General features: G+C 64.0%; 15 protein-coding genes and 1 riboswitch. Of the genes, 7 read left to right on the top strand and 8 right to left on the bottom strand.

The genetic code is table 11. The features are described from left to right. Nucleotides 1-44: 44 nt before the first annotated feature. From ACZ5TH_RS01485 to ACZ5TH_RS01455, 7 genes are all read left to right on the top strand, one after another. Nucleotides 45-1,085 carry a polyprenyl synthetase family protein gene (locus ACZ5TH_RS01485; RefSeq protein WP_449471377.1) on the top strand — a complete coding sequence of 347 codons (1,041 nt, stop codon included), beginning with the start codon at nucleotides 45-47 and terminating at the stop codon, nucleotides 1,083-1,085. Between the two features lie 124 nt (nucleotides 1,086-1,209). Next, complete coding sequence (locus ACZ5TH_RS01480; RefSeq protein ID WP_464771953.1) at nucleotides 1,210-1,956, top strand: TSUP family transporter; 747 nt, start codon at nucleotides 1,210-1,212, stop codon at nucleotides 1,954-1,956. Nucleotides 1,957-2,034: 78 nt separating this feature from the next. Then, nucleotides 2,035-4,482 (top strand): ATP-dependent helicase HrpB, encoded by a 2,448-nt coding sequence (hrpB, locus tag ACZ5TH_RS01475; RefSeq protein WP_464794352.1) that lies wholly within the window; start codon nucleotides 2,035-2,037, stop codon nucleotides 4,480-4,482. A gap of 59 nt (nucleotides 4,483-4,541) precedes the next feature. After that, nucleotides 4,542-4,820 carry an ETC complex I subunit gene (locus tag ACZ5TH_RS01470; RefSeq protein WP_460987583.1) on the top strand — a complete coding sequence of 93 codons (279 nt, stop codon included), beginning with the start codon at nucleotides 4,542-4,544 and terminating at the stop codon, nucleotides 4,818-4,820. Between the two features lie 122 nt (nucleotides 4,821-4,942). After that, nucleotides 4,943-5,185: an acyl carrier protein gene (locus ACZ5TH_RS01465; protein ID WP_449471372.1), complete on the top strand. Its 243-nt coding sequence runs from the start codon at nucleotides 4,943-4,945 to the stop codon at nucleotides 5,183-5,185. Nucleotides 5,186-5,314: 129 nt separating this feature from the next. Then, nucleotides 5,315-6,589, top strand: coding sequence for a serine palmitoyltransferase (gene spt, locus ACZ5TH_RS01460; protein WP_464794351.1), 1,275 nt, complete (start codon nucleotides 5,315-5,317; stop codon nucleotides 6,587-6,589). A gap of 129 nt (nucleotides 6,590-6,718) precedes the next feature. Next, nucleotides 6,719-8,692 carry an ATP-binding protein gene (locus ACZ5TH_RS01455; RefSeq protein WP_464795033.1) on the top strand — a complete coding sequence of 658 codons (1,974 nt, stop codon included), beginning with the start codon at nucleotides 6,719-6,721 and terminating at the stop codon, nucleotides 8,690-8,692. Here the strand turns inward: ACZ5TH_RS01455 and ACZ5TH_RS01450 are convergent. From ACZ5TH_RS01450 to ACZ5TH_RS01415, 8 genes are all read right to left on the bottom strand, one after another. Beyond that, entirely contained in the window at nucleotides 8,649-9,524 is an 876-nt protein-coding gene (locus ACZ5TH_RS01450; RefSeq protein ID WP_464794350.1) for a hypothetical protein, read from the bottom strand. The genes ACZ5TH_RS01455 and ACZ5TH_RS01450 overlap by 44 nt on opposite strands. A 57-nt stretch (nucleotides 9,525-9,581) precedes the next feature. Next, nucleotides 9,582-10,229: a DUF938 domain-containing protein gene (locus ACZ5TH_RS01445; RefSeq protein WP_464794349.1), complete on the bottom strand. Its 648-nt coding sequence runs from the start codon at nucleotides 10,227-10,229 to the stop codon at nucleotides 9,582-9,584. Beyond that, on the bottom strand, nucleotides 10,226-11,797 hold the full coding sequence (gene gcvPB, locus ACZ5TH_RS01440; RefSeq protein ID WP_464794348.1) for an aminomethyl-transferring glycine dehydrogenase subunit GcvPB: 1,572 nt from the start codon (nucleotides 11,795-11,797) through the stop codon (nucleotides 10,226-10,228). Before gcvPB ends, ACZ5TH_RS01445 begins: the two co-directional genes overlap by 4 nt. Continuing rightward, entirely contained in the window at nucleotides 11,794-13,152 is a 1,359-nt protein-coding gene (gene gcvPA / locus ACZ5TH_RS01435; protein WP_464794347.1) for an aminomethyl-transferring glycine dehydrogenase subunit GcvPA, read from the bottom strand. The genes gcvPB and gcvPA overlap by 4 nt, the downstream gene beginning before the upstream one ends. A gap of 145 nt (nucleotides 13,153-13,297) precedes the next feature. Continuing rightward, a complete protein-coding gene (gene gcvH / locus ACZ5TH_RS01430) occupies nucleotides 13,298-13,669 on the bottom strand; it encodes a glycine cleavage system protein GcvH (RefSeq protein ID WP_449471362.1) in 372 nt (123 codons plus the stop codon). 60 nt (nucleotides 13,670-13,729) lie between these two features. Then, complete coding sequence (gcvT, locus tag ACZ5TH_RS01425; RefSeq protein ID WP_464794346.1) at nucleotides 13,730-14,881, bottom strand: glycine cleavage system aminomethyltransferase GcvT; 1,152 nt, start codon at nucleotides 14,879-14,881, stop codon at nucleotides 13,730-13,732. A gap of 176 nt (nucleotides 14,882-15,057) precedes the next feature. Continuing rightward, nucleotides 15,058-15,157: riboswitch (glycine riboswitch) on the bottom strand. Between the two features lie 67 nt (nucleotides 15,158-15,224). Further along, complete coding sequence (locus ACZ5TH_RS01420; protein WP_464794345.1) at nucleotides 15,225-15,518, bottom strand: hypothetical protein; 294 nt, start codon at nucleotides 15,516-15,518, stop codon at nucleotides 15,225-15,227. A 46-nt stretch (nucleotides 15,519-15,564) separates the two neighbouring features. Further along, nucleotides 15,565-16,722: a deoxyguanosinetriphosphate triphosphohydrolase gene (locus ACZ5TH_RS01415; protein ID WP_464771944.1), complete on the bottom strand. Its 1,158-nt coding sequence runs from the start codon at nucleotides 16,720-16,722 to the stop codon at nucleotides 15,565-15,567. Nucleotides 16,723-16,727 lie beyond the last annotated feature (5 nt).

Raw genomic sequence — 16,727 nt, 5'->3', positions numbered from 1 at the left:
TCCCGCTTGCCAACTGCATTTTGCACCGCCACATGGGCCGGGTCATGACCGCACCCGCCTCCGGCCCCATCTCCGGGAACGTCCACCCCATCGGCCGCGCCAACGGCGCGCCGTCGCTCACCCCCATGATGACGCTGGTTGCCGACGGCATGAACCAGGTCAATGCGGTGATTCTGGACCGGATGCAGTCGCGCATTCCGCTGATCCCGGAATTGGCAGGCCATCTGATCGCGGGCGGCGGCAAGCGGATGCGGCCGATGCTGACCCTCGCCTGCGCGCAGCTGGTCGGCTATGCGGGCAGCCGCCATTACAAGCTGGCGGCGGCGGTTGAGTTCATTCACACCGCGACCCTGCTGCATGATGATGTGGTCGATGGGTCTGGTCTGCGCCGGGGCCGCAAGACAGCGAACATCATCTGGGGCAACAGCGCCAGCGTATTGGTGGGCGACTTCCTCTTCTCCCGAGCTTTTGAGCTGATGGTCGAGGCCGAGTCGCTCAAGATCCTGAAGATCCTGTCCAACGCTTCGGCGGTGATCGCCGAGGGCGAGGTCAATCAGTTGACCGCCCAGCGCCGTATCGACACGAGCGAAGAGCAATATCTGGACATTATCGGCGCCAAGACTGCCGCCCTGTTCGCCGCCGCCTGCCGCATATCCGCCGTGGTCGCGGATCGAGACGAGGCCGAGGAAAAGGCGCTAGACGTCTATGGCCGGAACCTGGGCATCGCATTCCAGCTGATCGATGACGCCATCGATTATGAATCGGACGGCGCGACCATGGGTAAGGATGCAGGCGACGACTTCCGCGACGGCAAGGTGACGCTGCCGGTGATCCTGGCCTATGCGCGCGGATCGGAAGAGGATCGCGCTTTCTGGAAGCAGGCGATCGCAGGCAACCGGGTGAGCGACGAGGATCTGGCGCATGCGACGCAGCTGCTTCGCAAAACCGGCGCGATTGACGATACGCTCGCACGGGCGCGCCTCTATGGCCAGCGCGCCATCGATGCTTTGGGCCGGTTCGATACGGGCAAGGCGAAGGCAGCGCTGACCGAAGCCGTTGAGTTCGCTATCGCCCGCGCTTATTGAGCCACACCGCCTCCTGCTCCAGCGGCGGCAGGCTCGACGCGCATCGACGCCAAGTGGCGCGGCGGATAGCTGAAGTGGGACGCCGTTGGACCTAATCCTTTCTCCCGAGACGCTGGCCTTCCTGATGGCTGCGGCTTTGATATCCGGGTGCATCGACGCCATGGCGGGAGGCGGCGGGCTGATCTCCCTGCCCGCATTGCTGGCGGCGGGCGTCCCGCCGGTTGCGGCGGTGGGCACCAACAAGCTGCAATCGTCACTGGGCACCTTTGGCGCCTGCGTCGCTTATGCACGCGCCGGGCACATGGACTTGAGAGCCTATCGCTGGCCCATTGTTGCGGCATTTATAGGATCAGTGGGGGGCGCCTGGCTGATCCAGCGGGTGGACCCGGCCATTTTGGCGGGATTGATGCCCGCGTTGCTGATAGCGCTGGCGGGCTATTTCACCTTCTCCCCCCGAATCAGCGAAATGGATCGGCACAGCCGGGTGGGATTGGCGGGACTAAGCCTTCTCATCGGCGCTATCGGCTTTTACGATGGCTTCTTCGGCCCTGGTGCCGGAGCATTTTACGCAACCATTTTCCTGGCGCTGGGGGGCCTCGGCCTCGTCCGCGCGACGGCTCAGACAAAGGCCGCCAATTTGGCTAGCAATGTGGCGGGCCTGTTGACGATGATGCTGGGCGGCCATGTCATGTGGATTGCGGGACTGACCATGGCCGTCGGCAGCATCACGGGCAGCCAGATCGGATCGCGGCTGGCCATGCGGTTCGGCAGCAAGCTGATACGGCCCTTGCTGATCATCATGTCGCTGGGGCTGACGGCGAAGATGCTGCTCGATCCGGGAAACCCGATGCATAAGCTGCTATTCGGATAAGCTCATTCTTTTGAGGGCGACCTTTCGCCTCGCATAGTGGGATTGCACCGGATGCCGATTGGCGCGAGAGGGACGGACATGAGTGCCGCGCTGCCGATCCACGATGTTCTTCCCCGGCTGCTGGACGCCTTGCGGCGGGGGAATAGTGCCGTTCTGGTCGCGCCGCCGGGAGCAGGCAAGACGACGGCGGTGGCGCCCGCGCTGCTGGATGAGCCATGGTGCACGGGGCAGGTGCTGCTGCTGTCCCCCCGCAGGCTGGCGGCTCGCGCGGCGGCAGAGCGCATTGCCGAACTGATGGGCAGCGTTCCGGGCGGGATCGTCGGTTATGCGACGCGGATGGACAGCAGGCAGTCGGCCGCCACGCGCCTGCTGGTCCTGACGGAGGGTATTTTCGTCCGTCGCATTCAGGATGATCCGGAGCTTGCGGGCGTATCGGCGGTCCTGTTCGACGAAGTGCATGAGCGGAGTTTGGACAGCGACTTTGGGCTGGCACTGGCGCTGGATGCACAGGCGGCATTGCGGCCGGACCTGCGCATCGTGCCGATGTCGGCGACGCTGGATGGGGCGCGCTTTGCGGCGTTGCTGGACGATGCGCCGGTGCTGGAAAGCGAAGGGCGGATACAGCCGCTGGAGTTGCGGCATATCGCCCGGGCGGCGGAAAAGCGGATCGAGGATGAGATGGCCGGGGCCGTGCGACGGGCGCTGGCGGAAGAGGCGGAGGGCGACCTGCTCGCCTTCCTGCCCGGCGTGGCGGAGATTGAGCGGACGGCGGAGCGGCTGGAGGAGCTTGGCGTGGAGGTGCATCGGCTGCACGGCAGTCTGGACCCGGCGGCGCAGCGGGCCGCTATCCGTCCTTCGCGGGAGGGACGGCGGAAGGTGATCCTTGCGACCTCTATCGCGGAGACCAGCCTTACGATTGATGGGGTGCGGATCGTGATCGACTCCGGGCTGGCGCGGCGGCCGCGTTATGACCGGGCGGCGGGGGTGACGCGGCTTGTCACGGAGCGGGGGAGCCAGGCGGCTGCGACCCAGCGCGCGGGGCGTGCAGCGCGGCAGCGGCCGGGCGTCGCCTATCGGCTGTGGGAGGCGGCGGCGACTGCGGGCATGCCGCCCTTCGATCCGCCCGAGATATTGGAGAGCGACCTTTCCAGCCTGCTGCTCGATTGCGCGCTTTGGGGGGTGAACGATCCGGCGAGCTTGCGCTGGCTCGATCCGCCGCCGCCCGCTGCGCTGGATGAGGCGCGCAAGCGGCTGACGGTGCTGGAGGCGCTGGACGATGACGGGCGGATCACGGCGCATGGCAAAGCGCTGGCGCGATTGCCGGTGGAGCCGCGGATCGGACATATGCTGGCGCGCGCGGGCGAGCTGGGGCTGGCGGAAGTCGCGGCAGAGGTGGCCGTGCTGCTGGGAGAGCGCGGGGTTGGCGGGCAGGATGTCGATCTGTCGCAACGGCGGACGCGCTGGCGGCGAGAAAGCGGGAAGCGGGCTGATGCCGCGCGCGCGATGGCGAGGCGCTGGGCGAAGCTGGTCGGCTCCGGGCAGAAGGCAGCGTCGGGCGAGCATGATGCGGGGCTATGTCTTGCGCTGGCCTTTCCTGATCGGGTAGCCAAGCGGCGCTCCGCCGATGGTGCGGAATGGGCCAGCGTTGGCGGGCGCGGGTTCCGGCTTGATCCGTTAAGCCCGCTGGCGCGTGAGGAATGGCTCGCGGTGGGGGAAGTACAGGGAAGCGCGGCTGGGGCGCGTATCCTCTCCGCCGCGCCGATCAGCGAGGTCGAAGTGCTGCGCCTGTTCGGCGGGCGGGTGAAGGAACATCGGACGGTGCGGTTCCGGGCGGAAACCGGAAGGATAGAGGCTCTGCGGGAAAGGCGGCTGGGCGCGGTACGGTTGTCGTCGGGATCAGACGACAGGCCGGACCCAGATGCTGTCGTCTCGGCTCTGCTGGACGGCATCAAACAGGGCGGGCTCGACCTGCTGCCTTGGTCTGATGCCGCGCGGTCTCTGCGGATTCGGGGGGCTTTTGCAGGGATAGAGGCGCTGTCGGATGCTTCGCTGCTGGCAACGCTCGACGATTGGCTCGCGCCCCTGCTTGCGGGCAAGCGGCGACTGTCCGACATTGACCGATCGCAATTGTCCGGCGTTCTGGAGGGAATTATCGGCTGGGATGGCAAACAGCAGCTCGACAGGCTGGCTCCTCCGGCATTTCAATCGCCCGCCGGGAGCAGCCATGAGATCGACTATGCAGCCGAGGGTGGGCCGCGCGTGGAGCTTCGCGTGCAAGCGCTGTTTGGGCTTGCCGAGCATCCCGTTGTCGGCAGCGAGCGTATCTCGCTGGTCCTGTCCCTCACATCCCCGGCGGGGCGGCCGATCCAGACGACGCGGGACTTGCCGGGTTTCTGGGCGGGAAGCTGGAGCGCGGTCGCAAAGGAGATGCGTGGCCGCTATCCCCGGCATCCCTGGCCCGACGACCCGGCTGGCGCCGCCGCGACGCTGCGCACGAAACGCGCCGACGCCCGTGGCAAGCCTTGACTTCCGCCCGTCCGCTGGTGCAACGGACGCATCGCCCTTCCCAGGAGTTTGACGCCACGATGGCTGCGCGCATCTATCAGATTCAGAAGAACGCCCTTCAGTCCGGCAAGGCACGGACCGACAAATGGGTTCTGGAATTTGCGCCGAGCGAGGCGAAGAAGCCGGACCCGCTGACCGGTTGGGCCGGATCGGGTGATACGCAGAGCCAGGTCAAGCTGACCTTCCCCTCGCTGGACGCGGCGCGCGCCTATGCCGACAAGTATGAGATCGGCTACGCTTTCATCCCGACGCCGCCCAAGACGCTGAAGATCCAGGCCTACGCCGACAATTTCCGCTAAAGGCGAGCACGGGGCGGCTCATAATCGGGCGCGATGCTGCCCGATTGCCGCCTTATTCCCTTGCCAAAAGGCGGGACTTGGGGGCAAAAGTCGCCCTTTCATGGGAAAGCTTTGAACAGATAATGACGGATCGCCAGCAGATTTTCGACAGCATCGCCGCGCAGATCGCCCCTTTCAACAAGAAGGGCGTCGAATTGAGCGAGGCAACCAGCTTTGCGGGCGACCTGGAGTGGGACAGCCTGACCGTCATGGACTTCGTCGCGGCGATCGAGGATGAGTTCGATATCATCATCACGATGAACATGCAGGCTGAGATCGAGAATATCGGCCAGCTTGTGGACGCTGTAGCAAAGTTGAAGGGCTAATCTAGCCTTCCCCGTTCGCATCGAACCGGTTCGCCTTTGCCGAGGACCGATGGTCGAGATGACGGGAAAACTTCTCGCCTGACGCATCTCGACATGCTCGATGCTGCTCGAACCGAACGGATATATGCGATGACCGACGCTGCTGAAACCGCCACCGACGCCCACACGCCCGCCGAAGTGGTTGACGCGCGCGACCTCTTCTCCAAATTCGATCCGCTGATCGCCGAGCGCGAGGCGCTGCTGGCGACGGGTGTGCGCGATCCGTTCGCGATCGTCATGGACGAGGTGAAGTCCCCCACCCAGGCGGTGATCAAGGGCAAGGACACGATCCTGCTGGGCACCTATAACTATATGGGCATGACTTTCGACCCGGATGTCGTCGCGGCGGGCAAGAAGGCGTTGGACGAGTTCGGAGCAGGCACAACCGGCAGCCGCGTGCTCAACGGCACCTATCAGGGCCATAAGGAAGTCGAAGACGCGCTGATGGAGTTCTATGGCACGTCGGGTGCCATGGTGTTTTCGACGGGCTATCAGGCTAACCTCGGCATGATTTCCACGCTGGCTGGCCGGGGCGACTATGTCGTGCTGGATGCCGACAGCCATGCGTCCATCTATGACGGCTGTTTCCTGGGCGATGCGGAAATCGTCCGCTTCCGCCACAACAGCGTCGAGGATCTGGACAAGCGCCTTGGCCGCCTGCCCGCCGACGCACAGAAGCTGGTCGTGCTGGAAGGCGTCTATTCGATGTTGGGCGACGTCGCCCCCCTGCCCGAGATGGTGGCGGCGGTGCGCAAGCATCCCAATTGCATGATCCTGGTCGATGAAGCCCACGGCATGGGCTTTTTCGGCGCCAATGGCCGCGGCGTCTATGAGGAGCAGGGCGTCGAGAAGGATGTGGACTTCGTCGTCGGCACCTTCTCCAAGTCGGTCGGCACGGTTGGCGGCTTCTGCGTATCGAACCACCCCAAGTTCGAGGTACTGCGCCTTGTCTGCCGCCCCTATGTCTTCACCGCTTCGCTGCCGCCGAGCGTCGTCGCGACAGCCGCAACGTCCATCCGCAAGCTGATGCACGCGGGCGAAAAGCGCGCGCATCTGTGGAAGAACAGCCAGCGGCTGCACAAGGGCCTCACCGATCTTGGCTTCAAGCTGGGGACGGAAACGCCGCAGTCAGCGATCATTGCCGTGATCCTGACGGATCAGGCGCAGGCGGTCGCAATGTGGCAAGCGCTGCTGGAGCGGGGGCTCTACGTAAATATGGCGCGCCCGCCCGCCACACCGGCGGGGACTTTCCTGCTGCGTTGCTCGCTTTGCGCCGAGCATAGCGACGAACAGGTTGGCCAGATTATCGGTATGTTCGAAACCGCAGGGAAGGCGACCGGCGCAATCGGTTCATCGCGCGGATAACCATCGCCGCGATGCAAGGAGATAGGGGGCAGATGAAGCGTGACTGCCCTTTGGAACCTTTTATTCCTTGATATTTCGCCTGTAATGCTGTTCGACTAAGATCTGGGGTTGATGGCAGACAGCTATTACATGGACGACCAGGATTCTGGCTGGCGGGCTGCGGTACGACGCTTTCTTCCGCTGGTCCTCGTGATACTGCTGGTGGGGGCGCTGGGCACCCTGCTTTACAGCGCCAGCAACGCATCCCGCGACCATGAACGGGCGTTGCAGGAACAACGCCGCAGCTTCGAAATTATCGCCCTTGCAAGAGCTTTCGAAGCCAAGACGGCGCGCGCGGAAGTTACGCTGGCGCGATATGTGATCAGCCTAGACCCCGATGTCGGCCGTCTTTTCCAGGATCAGTGGCGCACCGCGTCCAGCCAGCTCAAGCTGCTGAACTACGCCACCCGTCGATCAGGATGGCAGCGCGCCAATGTCCGGGAGTTGCAGGAAGCATTCATCCAACGCGGCAAGACGCTAAACGAAATAGGGCTGCGCACGACCTATGACCAGAAGATGGCAGCGCTCGCTCAATTCCACAAAGCGGGGCGGTCGGAAGACCTGAAACACATCACCGCGTTGCTCGACCGCGTCATACAGGCGGAAAATGCCCGCCTGCGCGAGCGTAGCCTTGCGGTGAGTCTGGCAGGCAACCGCACGCAATTTGTGGACCGCACATCGAGGCTGTTCGGGCTGGTGCTGTTCGTATGCGTCCTGTTTGCCCTGTGGGTCGCCAATGCCGCCTATACCGAGCGGCGAAACGCGCGGCGCATGGCCGAGATGGAGGCCGAACGCGCAGATCGGCTGGAGGAAGCGGTAACGGCGCGCACGGCCGAACTGTCCGATGCCTATGAACAGTTGAAGAAGGAAACGTCCGAGCGCGCGGCGGCCGAAGAAACGCTGCGCCAGATGCAGAAGATGGATGCCGTCGGCCAGCTGACCGGCGGCATTGCCCATGACTTCAACAATATGCTGGCGGTGGTCGTCGGCGGGCTGGAACTGGCCAAGCGCAGACTGCGGCTGAAGCCGCAGGAGGCTGCGCGGCACCTGGACAATGCGATGGAAGGCGCCAATCGGGCCGCCGCCCTGACCCGCCGCCTGCTCGCCTTTGCGCGGTCAGAACCGCTGCTGCCCAGTGCCGTGGACCCCGACGCTCTGGTCAGCGGCATGGTGGAGTTGATTGACCGGTCGATCGGTGATCAGATCACCGTTTCGATAGAGAACCAGTCCAAGGGCTGGCGCATCTTCGTCGATCAGCATCAGATGGAAAATGCCATTCTGAACCTGTGCGTCAATGCGCGGGACGCTATGGATGGACGCGGGCGGCTGGTGATCGGCACCGGCCAGGTGCATCTGGCGGATCATGAAATCGGCGAATGTGCCGAGGGGGATTATGTCACGCTGAGCGTCAAGGACGATGGCTGTGGCATGACGCCCGATGTGTTGGCCCGCGTGTTCGAGCCTTTCTTCACCACCAAGCCGGTGGGCAAGGGAACAGGCCTGGGTCTCAGCCAGATTTTCGGCTTCGTCCGACAGAGCCAGGGTGAAATCCGTATCGAATCCCAGGTCGGTGAAGGCACCTGCGTTTCCCTATATCTGCCGCGCAAGGCAGTCACGGACAGCGCGCTACAAACGGACCCGTCGCTGCCCAAACGCGAGCCGGTACTGCATCCGCCGACACGCATATTGGTGGTGGAGGATGATCCCCGCGTGCTGAACCAGACGATGGCAGCGCTCGCGGAACTGGGCCATTTGCCCGTCGCCTGCGATCATCCGTCGAAAGCGGCGAAGCTGCTGACCAGCCATCGCGACATCGGGTTGATCATAAGCGACGTGCTGATGCCGGAAATGACCGGCCCGGAAATGGTCCGCACCCTACCCGCCGCCTATGCCAGCCTGCCGGTGTTGTTCGTCACCGGTTATGCGGGGGACATTGCGGAGGGCGCTGACTTTGGCGGGCATGAGGTGCTGCGCAAGCCTTACACACTAAAGGGTCTGTCACACGCGCTGTCCAACGCGCTTAGCGGATCGCACCACCCCGGAACAGCCGCGGCAGCAGAGTAAGCGCGCCGATCAGGGGCCAACGACGCTGCCAGGGCCTTATCTGGATCGCGGTTCCGGCATGGCGGTTTATCTTCCACGCCAGATAATCGATGCCGCCCGCATAGGTGAAGCTGGCCTTGGCAAGGCGGATGACGGACAGATATTTACCGCGTCGTTGCAGCGCGCGCCAATGCTTGGCGGGTTCCGGCGGCGATGGCGGCAGGCCCTGTGCCAAGGCGGCTTCTCCGAAACGGCGATAGCGATCGGGGTCGGCATCGACGATCGAAACCGAACGTCCCTTTTTCTCCGCCCGTAATTCGGCATTATAGGTAAGCGTGAAGCCAGCTTTCCAGAGCGATAGCGCGTCCTGCGCATCCGTCATGGGAAGGGCGAGCGACAACAAGGTGGGCGCGGCGCCCGCCACTGCGCTGATCGCTCGCTGACGGGCGAGGTCGTCCGCTGCCCACAGCAGCCGGGAAGGTTGGGCAAAGCGCGCCCACACAGAGACATTGTCAGCGGCTGGGCTGTTGAGGCGCGCGAAGTCCGCTTCCGACAGCACGGCATATTTCGCCATCAGGCCATTATGTTCGAACGGAAAGACGTTGGGCGGGATCAGGCGGTTGGCCGTGGCGAGCCAGCGCTTTCCATAAGCCGTGCAATAATCCGACACGATGAGATAGAAATCGAGCATCAACCCATCGAGATTCTGCTCCCGCAGGCAGGAGCCGTAAAAGAGCACGGCGCGGGCAGCATGCGGATATTGCGCCGCCAACGCACCGCCCATCGCCGCCGCGCGCGGATCGGCGGGCGCGGTGAGTTCGGCGGTCACAAGGGGCAGGAATTGATTGGGCATTGCGCTTCCCATATCCGTTCGGCCTCAGCTTGTCGAAGGGTCAGCGCGGGCCGGCTTTCAGGAAGATGCCCTTCGGAACAGTAGCGACAGATTATTGGCGGGCATCTCCACAAGCCGGTCCAACGCCAGCCCGCTCGCCGCTGCGGCGGCGACAACATCCTCGACGCGGCGCAATCCCCATTGCGGATCGCGCGCCTTTAGCGAAGCGTCGAAGGCAAGATTGCTGGGCGCGGTTTCGACATCATCGCGGATGAATGGCCCATAGAGGTAGAGCAATCCACCCGGCGGCAGCGCCCTCCCCGCCCCCCCCATCAGGCCAAGGGTCGCCGCCCATGGGCTAATATGGGTCATGTTGATGCAAAGGATCGCGTCAGCTTTTGTGACCGGCCATGCGGCGGCGGCATCAAGTCTGATGGGCACGCGAAGATTCGGTAGCAGTGCCTCGGCGCGCCATGCTTCGATCGATGCCAGCGCAACGGGATCGGGGTCGCTTGGCTGCCATTCCAGGGTGGGCAGCGCCGCCGCGAAATAGCGGACATGTTCGCCGCTGCCGCTCGCCACCTCCAGAACCAGGCCGAGAGGCGGGAGCGCCTCACGCAATATCGCCAGGATGGCGTCGCGGTTACGCTGCGTCGCGGGCGCATGGCGCTTGCCCGACGCCACGGGACCGGAGCCGGGTTCCCACGGCTCCGGTCTGTCCGTCATTCGGCCACTTCCGCGAGAGCTGGATCGCTCCAGCTTAGGACTGGCTTGCGCGCAGCAAGCGTTTCATCAAGGCGGCGGCGGGGCGCGAAATAGGGCGCGCCCTTCAGCGCTTCGTCACCCGCCTTCGCGCGTTCGGCGAGGCTGCGCAGCGCTAGGATGAACTGGTCGAGCGCAGCCTTGCTTTCGGTCTCCGTCGGTTCAACCAGCATCGCGCCGTGGACTACCAACGGGAAATACATGGTCATCGGGTGGAAGCCTTCGTCGATCAGGCCCTTGGCGATGTCGAGCGTGGTGAAGCCTTCTGCCAGGCCCTTGTCGCTGAACAGCGCCTCATGCATGCAGGGGCCACTCTGCCCGAAGGGTGCGTCCAGCACATCGTTCAGGCTGCGCAGGATGTAGTTGGCGTTCAGCACCGCGTCACTCGCGACCTGACGCAGGCCATCGGCGCCGTGGCTGAGGATATAGGTCAGCGCGCGGGTGAACATGCCCATCTGGCCATGGAAGGCGACCATGCGGCCGAAGCTGCTGGCATGATGTTCGTCCGCCGTCTCTTCCTCGATCAGCACGAATTTGTCGCCCTGCTTCTCGACGAACGGCAGCGGCGCGAAGGGGGTGAGCGCCTGGCTGAGCACCACCGGGCCAGAGCCGGGACCGCCGCCACCATGGGGGGTGGAGAAAGTCTTGTGCAGGTTGATGTGCATCGCATCGACGCCCAGATCACCGGGGCGAACCCGGCCAACGATGGCGTTGAAGTTCGCGCCATCGCAATAGACGAAGGCCCCGGCGGCGTGAACCGCGTCAGAGATGGTCTTCATCTCGCGTTCGAACAGGCCGCAGGTGTTGGGGTTGGTAATCATCACGGCCGCGACGTCCGGGCCGAGGCGCGCCTTGAGAGCCGCCAGATCGACGCGGCCATCGGGGGTCGCGGGAATATCCTCGACCTTGTAACCGCAAAAGGCCGCGGTCGCCGGGTTGGTGCCGTGGGCGCTTTCCGGGACGAGGATGACACTGCGCGCGTCGCCACGGGCTCCGAGCGCGGCGCGGATTGCCAGCAGGCCGCACAGTTCGCCATGCGCCCCCGCCTTGGGGCTCATCGCTACCGAGTGCATGCCGGTCAGCTTGATCAACCATTCGGCAAGTTCGTGGATCACGGCCAGCGCGCCCTGCACCGTCGATTGGGGGCTAAGCGGGTGTAGGTCCGCGAAACCGGGCATCCGCGCGACTTTTTCATTGAGGCGCGGGTTGTGCTTCATCGTGCAGCTGCCGAGCGGGAACAGGCCAAGGTCGATGGCGTAATTCTGGCGGCTGAGGCGGGTATAGTGGCGCACCGTCTCCTGCTCCGACAGGCCGGGCAAGCCGATGCCGTCGGTGCGAGCGAGATTGCCGAGGCGGCTGGCGACCTTGGGCGCCTCGGCGAAGTCAACGCCGGTGGTTTCGATCGATCCAATCTCGAAGATCAGCGCTTCTTCCAGCATCAGCGCGCGGTTGCCCGTGGCGGTTACGGGGGCGCTATCGACTCCGGTAATGGCCTGGGGCGCGGTGGGGCGGCCTTCCTTGAGCATGGTCATGCCAGTTCCTCCTCAAGCGCCTTGGCAAAGGCTTCGATATCCTCGCCCGTCACGGTTTCTGTGACGGCGACGACCAGACCGTTGCCGATCTCCGCCGCATCCGGGAACAGGCGGCCAAGCGACACGCCGCCAAGAACGCCCTTGTCGGCGAGGTTGCGGACGACATCACGGGCATCCTTCGACAGGACCAGCGTGAACTCATTGAAGAAGCTGTCGTTGAGCAGCTTGACGCCCGGCACCTGGGCCAGACGCTCGGCTGCCTGAACGGCGAGACCATGGTTCAGCGTCGCGAGGTCCCGCAAACCCCTTTCGCCTAGCAACGTCATGTGGATGCTGAACGCCAGCGCGCAGAGGCCCGAATTGGTGCAGATGTTCGATGTCGCCTTCTCACGGCGGATATGCTGCTCGCGGGTGGAGAGGGTCAGCACGAAGCCGCGCTTGCCCGCCGCATCCACCGTCTCGCCACAGAGGCGACCGGGCATCTGGCGGACATATTTCTGCTTGCACGCGAAGAGGCCGAGATAAGGACCGCCGAACTGGAGGCCGACGCCGATCGACTGGCCTTCGCCCACGACGATGTCCGCGCCCATATGACCCGGCGCCTTGATCGCTCCCAGAGCCACTGGCTCTGTCACGACCGCGACCAGCAGCGCGCCTGCTTCATGAGCGGCATCGGCGAGCGGGGTCAGGTCAGTGATGCGGCCGAGAATGTCAGGATACTGGACGACGACGCAGCTCGTATCCTTGTCGATGCTAGCGATCAGCGCGTCGATGTCAGTCGGGGCATCAAGCTTCGGCGCTTCATGTACCAGCGCGTCGCCGGTGAACCTCGCCATGGTGTTCGCGACCGAGACATAATGCGGGTGCAGGCCAGAGGACAGGATCGCCTTGCCGCGCTTGGTGATGCGGCGGGCCATGCCGATCGCTTCCCAGCAGGCGGTCGAGCCGTCATACATGGACGCGTTGGCGACGTCGCAGCCAAGCAGACGCGCCACCTGCGTCTGGAATTCGAACAGCACCTGCAATGTGCCCTGCGCGATTTCGGGCTGGTAAGGCGTGTAGGCGGTAAGGAACTCGCCGCGCTGGATCAGATGATCCACGCTGGCGGGAACATGATGCCGATATGCGCCCGCGCCGAGGAAGAAAGGCGCCTCCCCTGCCGACAGATTCTTCCGCGCGAGAGCCGCCATGTGGCGCTCCACCGCCAGTTCGCTGGCATGATCGGGCAATCCCGCGATCTTGCCGGAAAGGCGGGCCTCGGCGGGCACGTCGACGAACAGGTCATCGACCGAAGACGCGCCGATGACGGACAGCATGTCCTGCCTGTCTGTTTCGGTAAGGGGTAGGTAGCGCATTTCACTTATCTCCCCCCTCCCGCAGGCGGGAGGGGTCGGGGGTGGGTCGCGAGCGCAGCGAGCGCTGCTCCGTGACGTGAGGGCGGACGCTCCCTTCGGTCGCGACCCACCCCTTCCCCCTCCCTTGAAAGGGAGGGGCTTAATTTTAAAGCGAGGCCACGAACTTCTTGTAAGCGGCTTCGTTCATCAGCCCTTCCAGCTCGCTCGCGTCGGCGATGCGCAGCTTGAAGAACCAGCCATCCTCTTCGGCATCGCTGTTCACAAGGGCGGGCTCTTCCTCCAGCGCGCCATTTGCTTCGACGACCTCGCCGGAAATCGGCGCATAGACGTCCGAAGCCGCCTTGACGGATTCAACGACGGCGGCGTCATCCCCCTTTTCGAAGCTAACGCCCTCGGCAGGCAATTCGACGAACACGATGTCGCCCAACTGCTCCTGCGCATAATCGGTGATGCCGACAGTGGCGATCTCGCCCTCTACGTCGATCCATTCATGTTCGTCGGTGAAATAACGGCTCATTTTACTGCTCCCCTCGGAGTGATTTAGTTGAAAATCACGACCAACAAAAAATCAGGAAATTCAGGCCTTGCGGCGGTAACGATGCGGCACAAACGGCATAGGCGCCACGGTGGCGGCGATGCGCTTGCCGCGCACTTCGATTTCGAGCGCGGTGTCGATGGCGCTGTGCGGCAGGCTGACCCAGCCCATGGCGATAGGAGCGCCCACGGTGGGCGCAAAGCCGCCCGATGTCACCTCTCCCACCTTGATACCATCGGCGAAGATGGGCGCCCCTTCGCGAGCGGGCAGGCGGCCTTCGATCTTCAGGCCCACGCGCTTGGCCCCCGGTCCATCCGCCAGTTCCTTCATAACCCGCGCATGACCGATAAAGCCGCCTTCTTCCCGACGGCGCTTCTGGATGGCAAAGCCAAGATCCGCGCCGATGGTGCTGACAGCGGGCGTCAGGTCGTGGCCGTAAAGAGGAAGCCCCGCCTCAAGCCGAAGCGAATCGCGCGCGCCCAGCCCGATCGGCTTTACCTGGGGCAAGGCGCATAGCGCATCGGCCAGCAGCGCGACGTCAGCGGCGGATATGCTGATCTCGAACCCGTCTTCGCCGGTATAACCGGAACGGCTCACCCACAGCGGAACGCCGCGCCAGGTGAAAAGGCCGGACTGCATGAAAAGGAGGTCGGCGGTGTCAGGGATCAGGCTGGCCAGCGCCTCGCCCGCTTCAGGACCCTGCAGGGCGAGCAGCGCCTGCTCGTCCATATGGTTCATGACGACCTCATCAGGCAGATGTTCGATCATCCAGCCTATATCGTCATATTTGGTCGCGCCATTGACGACCATATAGATGTCCGCGCCGTCAAACGCCCCCGCGCCCAGGCGCGAGACCATGAGGTCGTCGAGGATGCCGCCCTCTTGATCAAGCAGCATCGAGTAACGCTGGCGAAAGGGCTTCAGCCCCTTGATGTCGCTGGGCAGTAAATGTTCAAGCGCCTCGTCAACGCCTTCACCGGAAAAGGTGAGCTGACCCATATGGCTGACGTCGAACAGCCCGGCGTGCTCGCGGGTCCAGGCATGTTCGGCCATGATGCCTTCATATTGGATGGGCATATGGTAGCCCGCAAAGCCGACCATGCGCGCGCCCTTGGCGCGATGCCAGGCGTCGAGCGGCAGGTCCTGCAGCGGCAATTCTTCTTCGATATGGGCGATGTCGTCATTGCCGGACATGAGAGCGGCCTTTCGTGGCAAGGGTCATGGCGACAGACATAATGATCCGGAGTCGGAATCCCGGCGTCTGCCACCCCCTCTGTCACGGAACCTGAGAGCTTTGACCACCGGCCCAGCGACCGGATGGCTTACCCCTTCGGTGGGACGGAATGACCCGTCCGCTTTCCAGAGTGCCTGCCCATGATGCGGTCCTTTAGCCTGAGAGATTCCGGGGCGGTTGCTCCTTCGGCGACGGGGCGGCCTGAAAGGCTTCCCATGCTCTCCCGCATCATGTCCGGTGCCGAATCTATCGAGCGCCGGGGACCCTCTCGCATTGCGGGAAATGGGAGGCGGCGTCAATTGCTCAATCGGTTGCCCGTTCTTCCCTCACCAACCGATCGGCGAGGGTGCGCGTCATCTTGCGCAGTTCATCCAGCCGGGCATCGGCCGCAGGATCCCCCAGAATGAGCTGGCCAAGACTCTCCTCCCCCTCGAACAGGCGCAGGAAATGCTCGACCCCGGTGAAGTTGGAATCAGCCACGAGATGGGCGCATAGCTCCACCCGGCCCGACCATTTGCGATCACCCCGGCTGCGCAGGAATCCGGCGAGGTCTTCCAACCCGGCAGCGAGCGCGGCGATTTGTGGGTGAAGGGCCATGTTGGGCGAAGGCTAGGGCGCGTTCAGGGCGAGCGCAACCGTCGCTTCAGGCGAGAGCCATCTCTCCGAAGATTTCCGCGTGGCGCTTTTCCGCATAGCGATCGGTCATACCCGCGATGAAGTCGCCGATATGCCTGCTGCGGCCCGGCTCGTTCAGCAGGCGATCGTCCTGCCATTCAGACGGCATGAGTTCAGGCTGCTGCTGATAGGCCCGGAACAGGTCGCGCACGATGATCCGCGCACGGTTGGCGGCGGCGAGTTGCGATGGATGGTGATAGAGCGACGCGTACATGAAGCGCTTCAGGTCGCGTTCCTGCGCCGCGAGTTCAGGCGAGAAGCAGACCAGCGGGCGTCCGGCGGATCGCACATCTTCGACCGTTTCGACGCGGGCCTCAGCGATGTTCCGCCGGGTGGAAGCGATGAGATCGTTCGCCATAAGGCCAATCTGTTCCCGCACCAGTTCGCGAAGCAGGCGATCCTGCGGGATGTCCGGATAGCGAGCGCGCACCCGGTCCCAGCAATGTTTGACGACGGGCACGGCAAGCAGTTGATCCAGTGTCAGCAACCCAGCGCGCAGGCCATCGTCAATGTCGTGATTGTCATAGGCTATATCGTCGGCGATCGCCGCCAGCTGCGCCTCCAGCGAGGCATGAGAGGACAGCTCCAGCGGAAAGAGCGCATCGACTTCCCGCATCGCCCAGCCGGGATGATCGACGGGACCATTATGCTTGGCAAGGCCCTCCAGCATTTCCCAGCTGAGATTAAGCCCCTGGAAACAGGGATAAGGCGATTCAAGCAGCATGAGCGTGCGCAGGGTGTGCGCGTTGTGATCGAAGCCGCCATGATCATCCAGCGCCGCTTCCAGCGCGTCTTCGCCCGCATGGCCAAAGGGCGGATGGCCGATGTCGTGAGCGAGACAGAGTGCCTCGGTCAGATCTTCATTGAGGCCCAGAGTGCGCGCTGTCGTCCGGCCTATCTGCGCCACCTCCAGACTGTGGGTCAGGCGGACACGGAAATGATCGCCATCGGGGGACACAAATACCTGGGTTTTGTGCCGCAACCTGCGGAAGGCGATGGAATGGATGATGCGATCGCGGTCGCGCTGGAAGATGTCACGGGGACCACGCGTCTCGCCTCCCGCTTCGGGATGCAGGCGGCCACGGCTTCGGGCAGGGTGCGAGGCATAGGGGGCGAGCGTCGTCATCTGGA

The sequence above is a fragment of the Sphingobium sp. TomTYG73 genome (assembly GCF_055394245.1).
This window is presented reverse-complemented; position numbering and strand designations above follow the sequence as displayed.

Excerpts from the sequence above, each read along its gene's own strand:
- ACZ5TH_RS01485 (WP_449471377.1), top strand. The coding sequence starts at position 45 with ATGACCGCACCCGCCTCCGGCCCCATCTCCGGGAACGTCCACCCCATC.
- ACZ5TH_RS01480 (WP_464771953.1), top strand. The coding sequence starts at position 1,210 with ATGGCTGCGGCTTTGATATCCGGGTGCATCGACGCCATGGCGGGAGGC.
- hrpB (WP_464794352.1), top strand. The coding sequence starts at position 2,035 with ATGAGTGCCGCGCTGCCGATCCACGATGTTCTTCCCCGGCTGCTGGAC.
- ACZ5TH_RS01470 (WP_460987583.1), top strand. The coding sequence starts at position 4,542 with ATGGCTGCGCGCATCTATCAGATTCAGAAGAACGCCCTTCAGTCCGGC.
- ACZ5TH_RS01465 (WP_449471372.1), top strand. The coding sequence starts at position 4,943 with ATGACGGATCGCCAGCAGATTTTCGACAGCATCGCCGCGCAGATCGCC.
- spt (WP_464794351.1), top strand. The coding sequence starts at position 5,315 with ATGACCGACGCTGCTGAAACCGCCACCGACGCCCACACGCCCGCCGAA.
- ACZ5TH_RS01455 (WP_464795033.1), top strand. The coding sequence starts at position 6,719 with ATGGACGACCAGGATTCTGGCTGGCGGGCTGCGGTACGACGCTTTCTT.
- ACZ5TH_RS01450 (WP_464794350.1), bottom strand. The coding sequence starts at position 9,524 with ATGCCCAATCAATTCCTGCCCCTTGTGACCGCCGAACTCACCGCGCCC.
- ACZ5TH_RS01445 (WP_464794349.1), bottom strand. The coding sequence starts at position 10,229 with ATGACGGACAGACCGGAGCCGTGGGAACCCGGCTCCGGTCCCGTGGCG.
- gcvPB (WP_464794348.1), bottom strand. The coding sequence starts at position 11,797 with ATGACCATGCTCAAGGAAGGCCGCCCCACCGCGCCCCAGGCCATTACC.
- gcvPA (WP_464794347.1), bottom strand. The coding sequence starts at position 13,152 with ATGCGCTACCTACCCCTTACCGAAACAGACAGGCAGGACATGCTGTCC.
- gcvH (WP_449471362.1), bottom strand. The coding sequence starts at position 13,669 with ATGAGCCGTTATTTCACCGACGAACATGAATGGATCGACGTAGAGGGC.
- gcvT (WP_464794346.1), bottom strand. The coding sequence starts at position 14,881 with ATGTCCGGCAATGACGACATCGCCCATATCGAAGAAGAATTGCCGCTG.
- ACZ5TH_RS01420 (WP_464794345.1), bottom strand. The coding sequence starts at position 15,518 with ATGGCCCTTCACCCACAAATCGCCGCGCTCGCTGCCGGGTTGGAAGAC.
- ACZ5TH_RS01415 (WP_464771944.1), bottom strand. The coding sequence starts at position 16,722 with ATGACGACGCTCGCCCCCTATGCCTCGCACCCTGCCCGAAGCCGTGGC.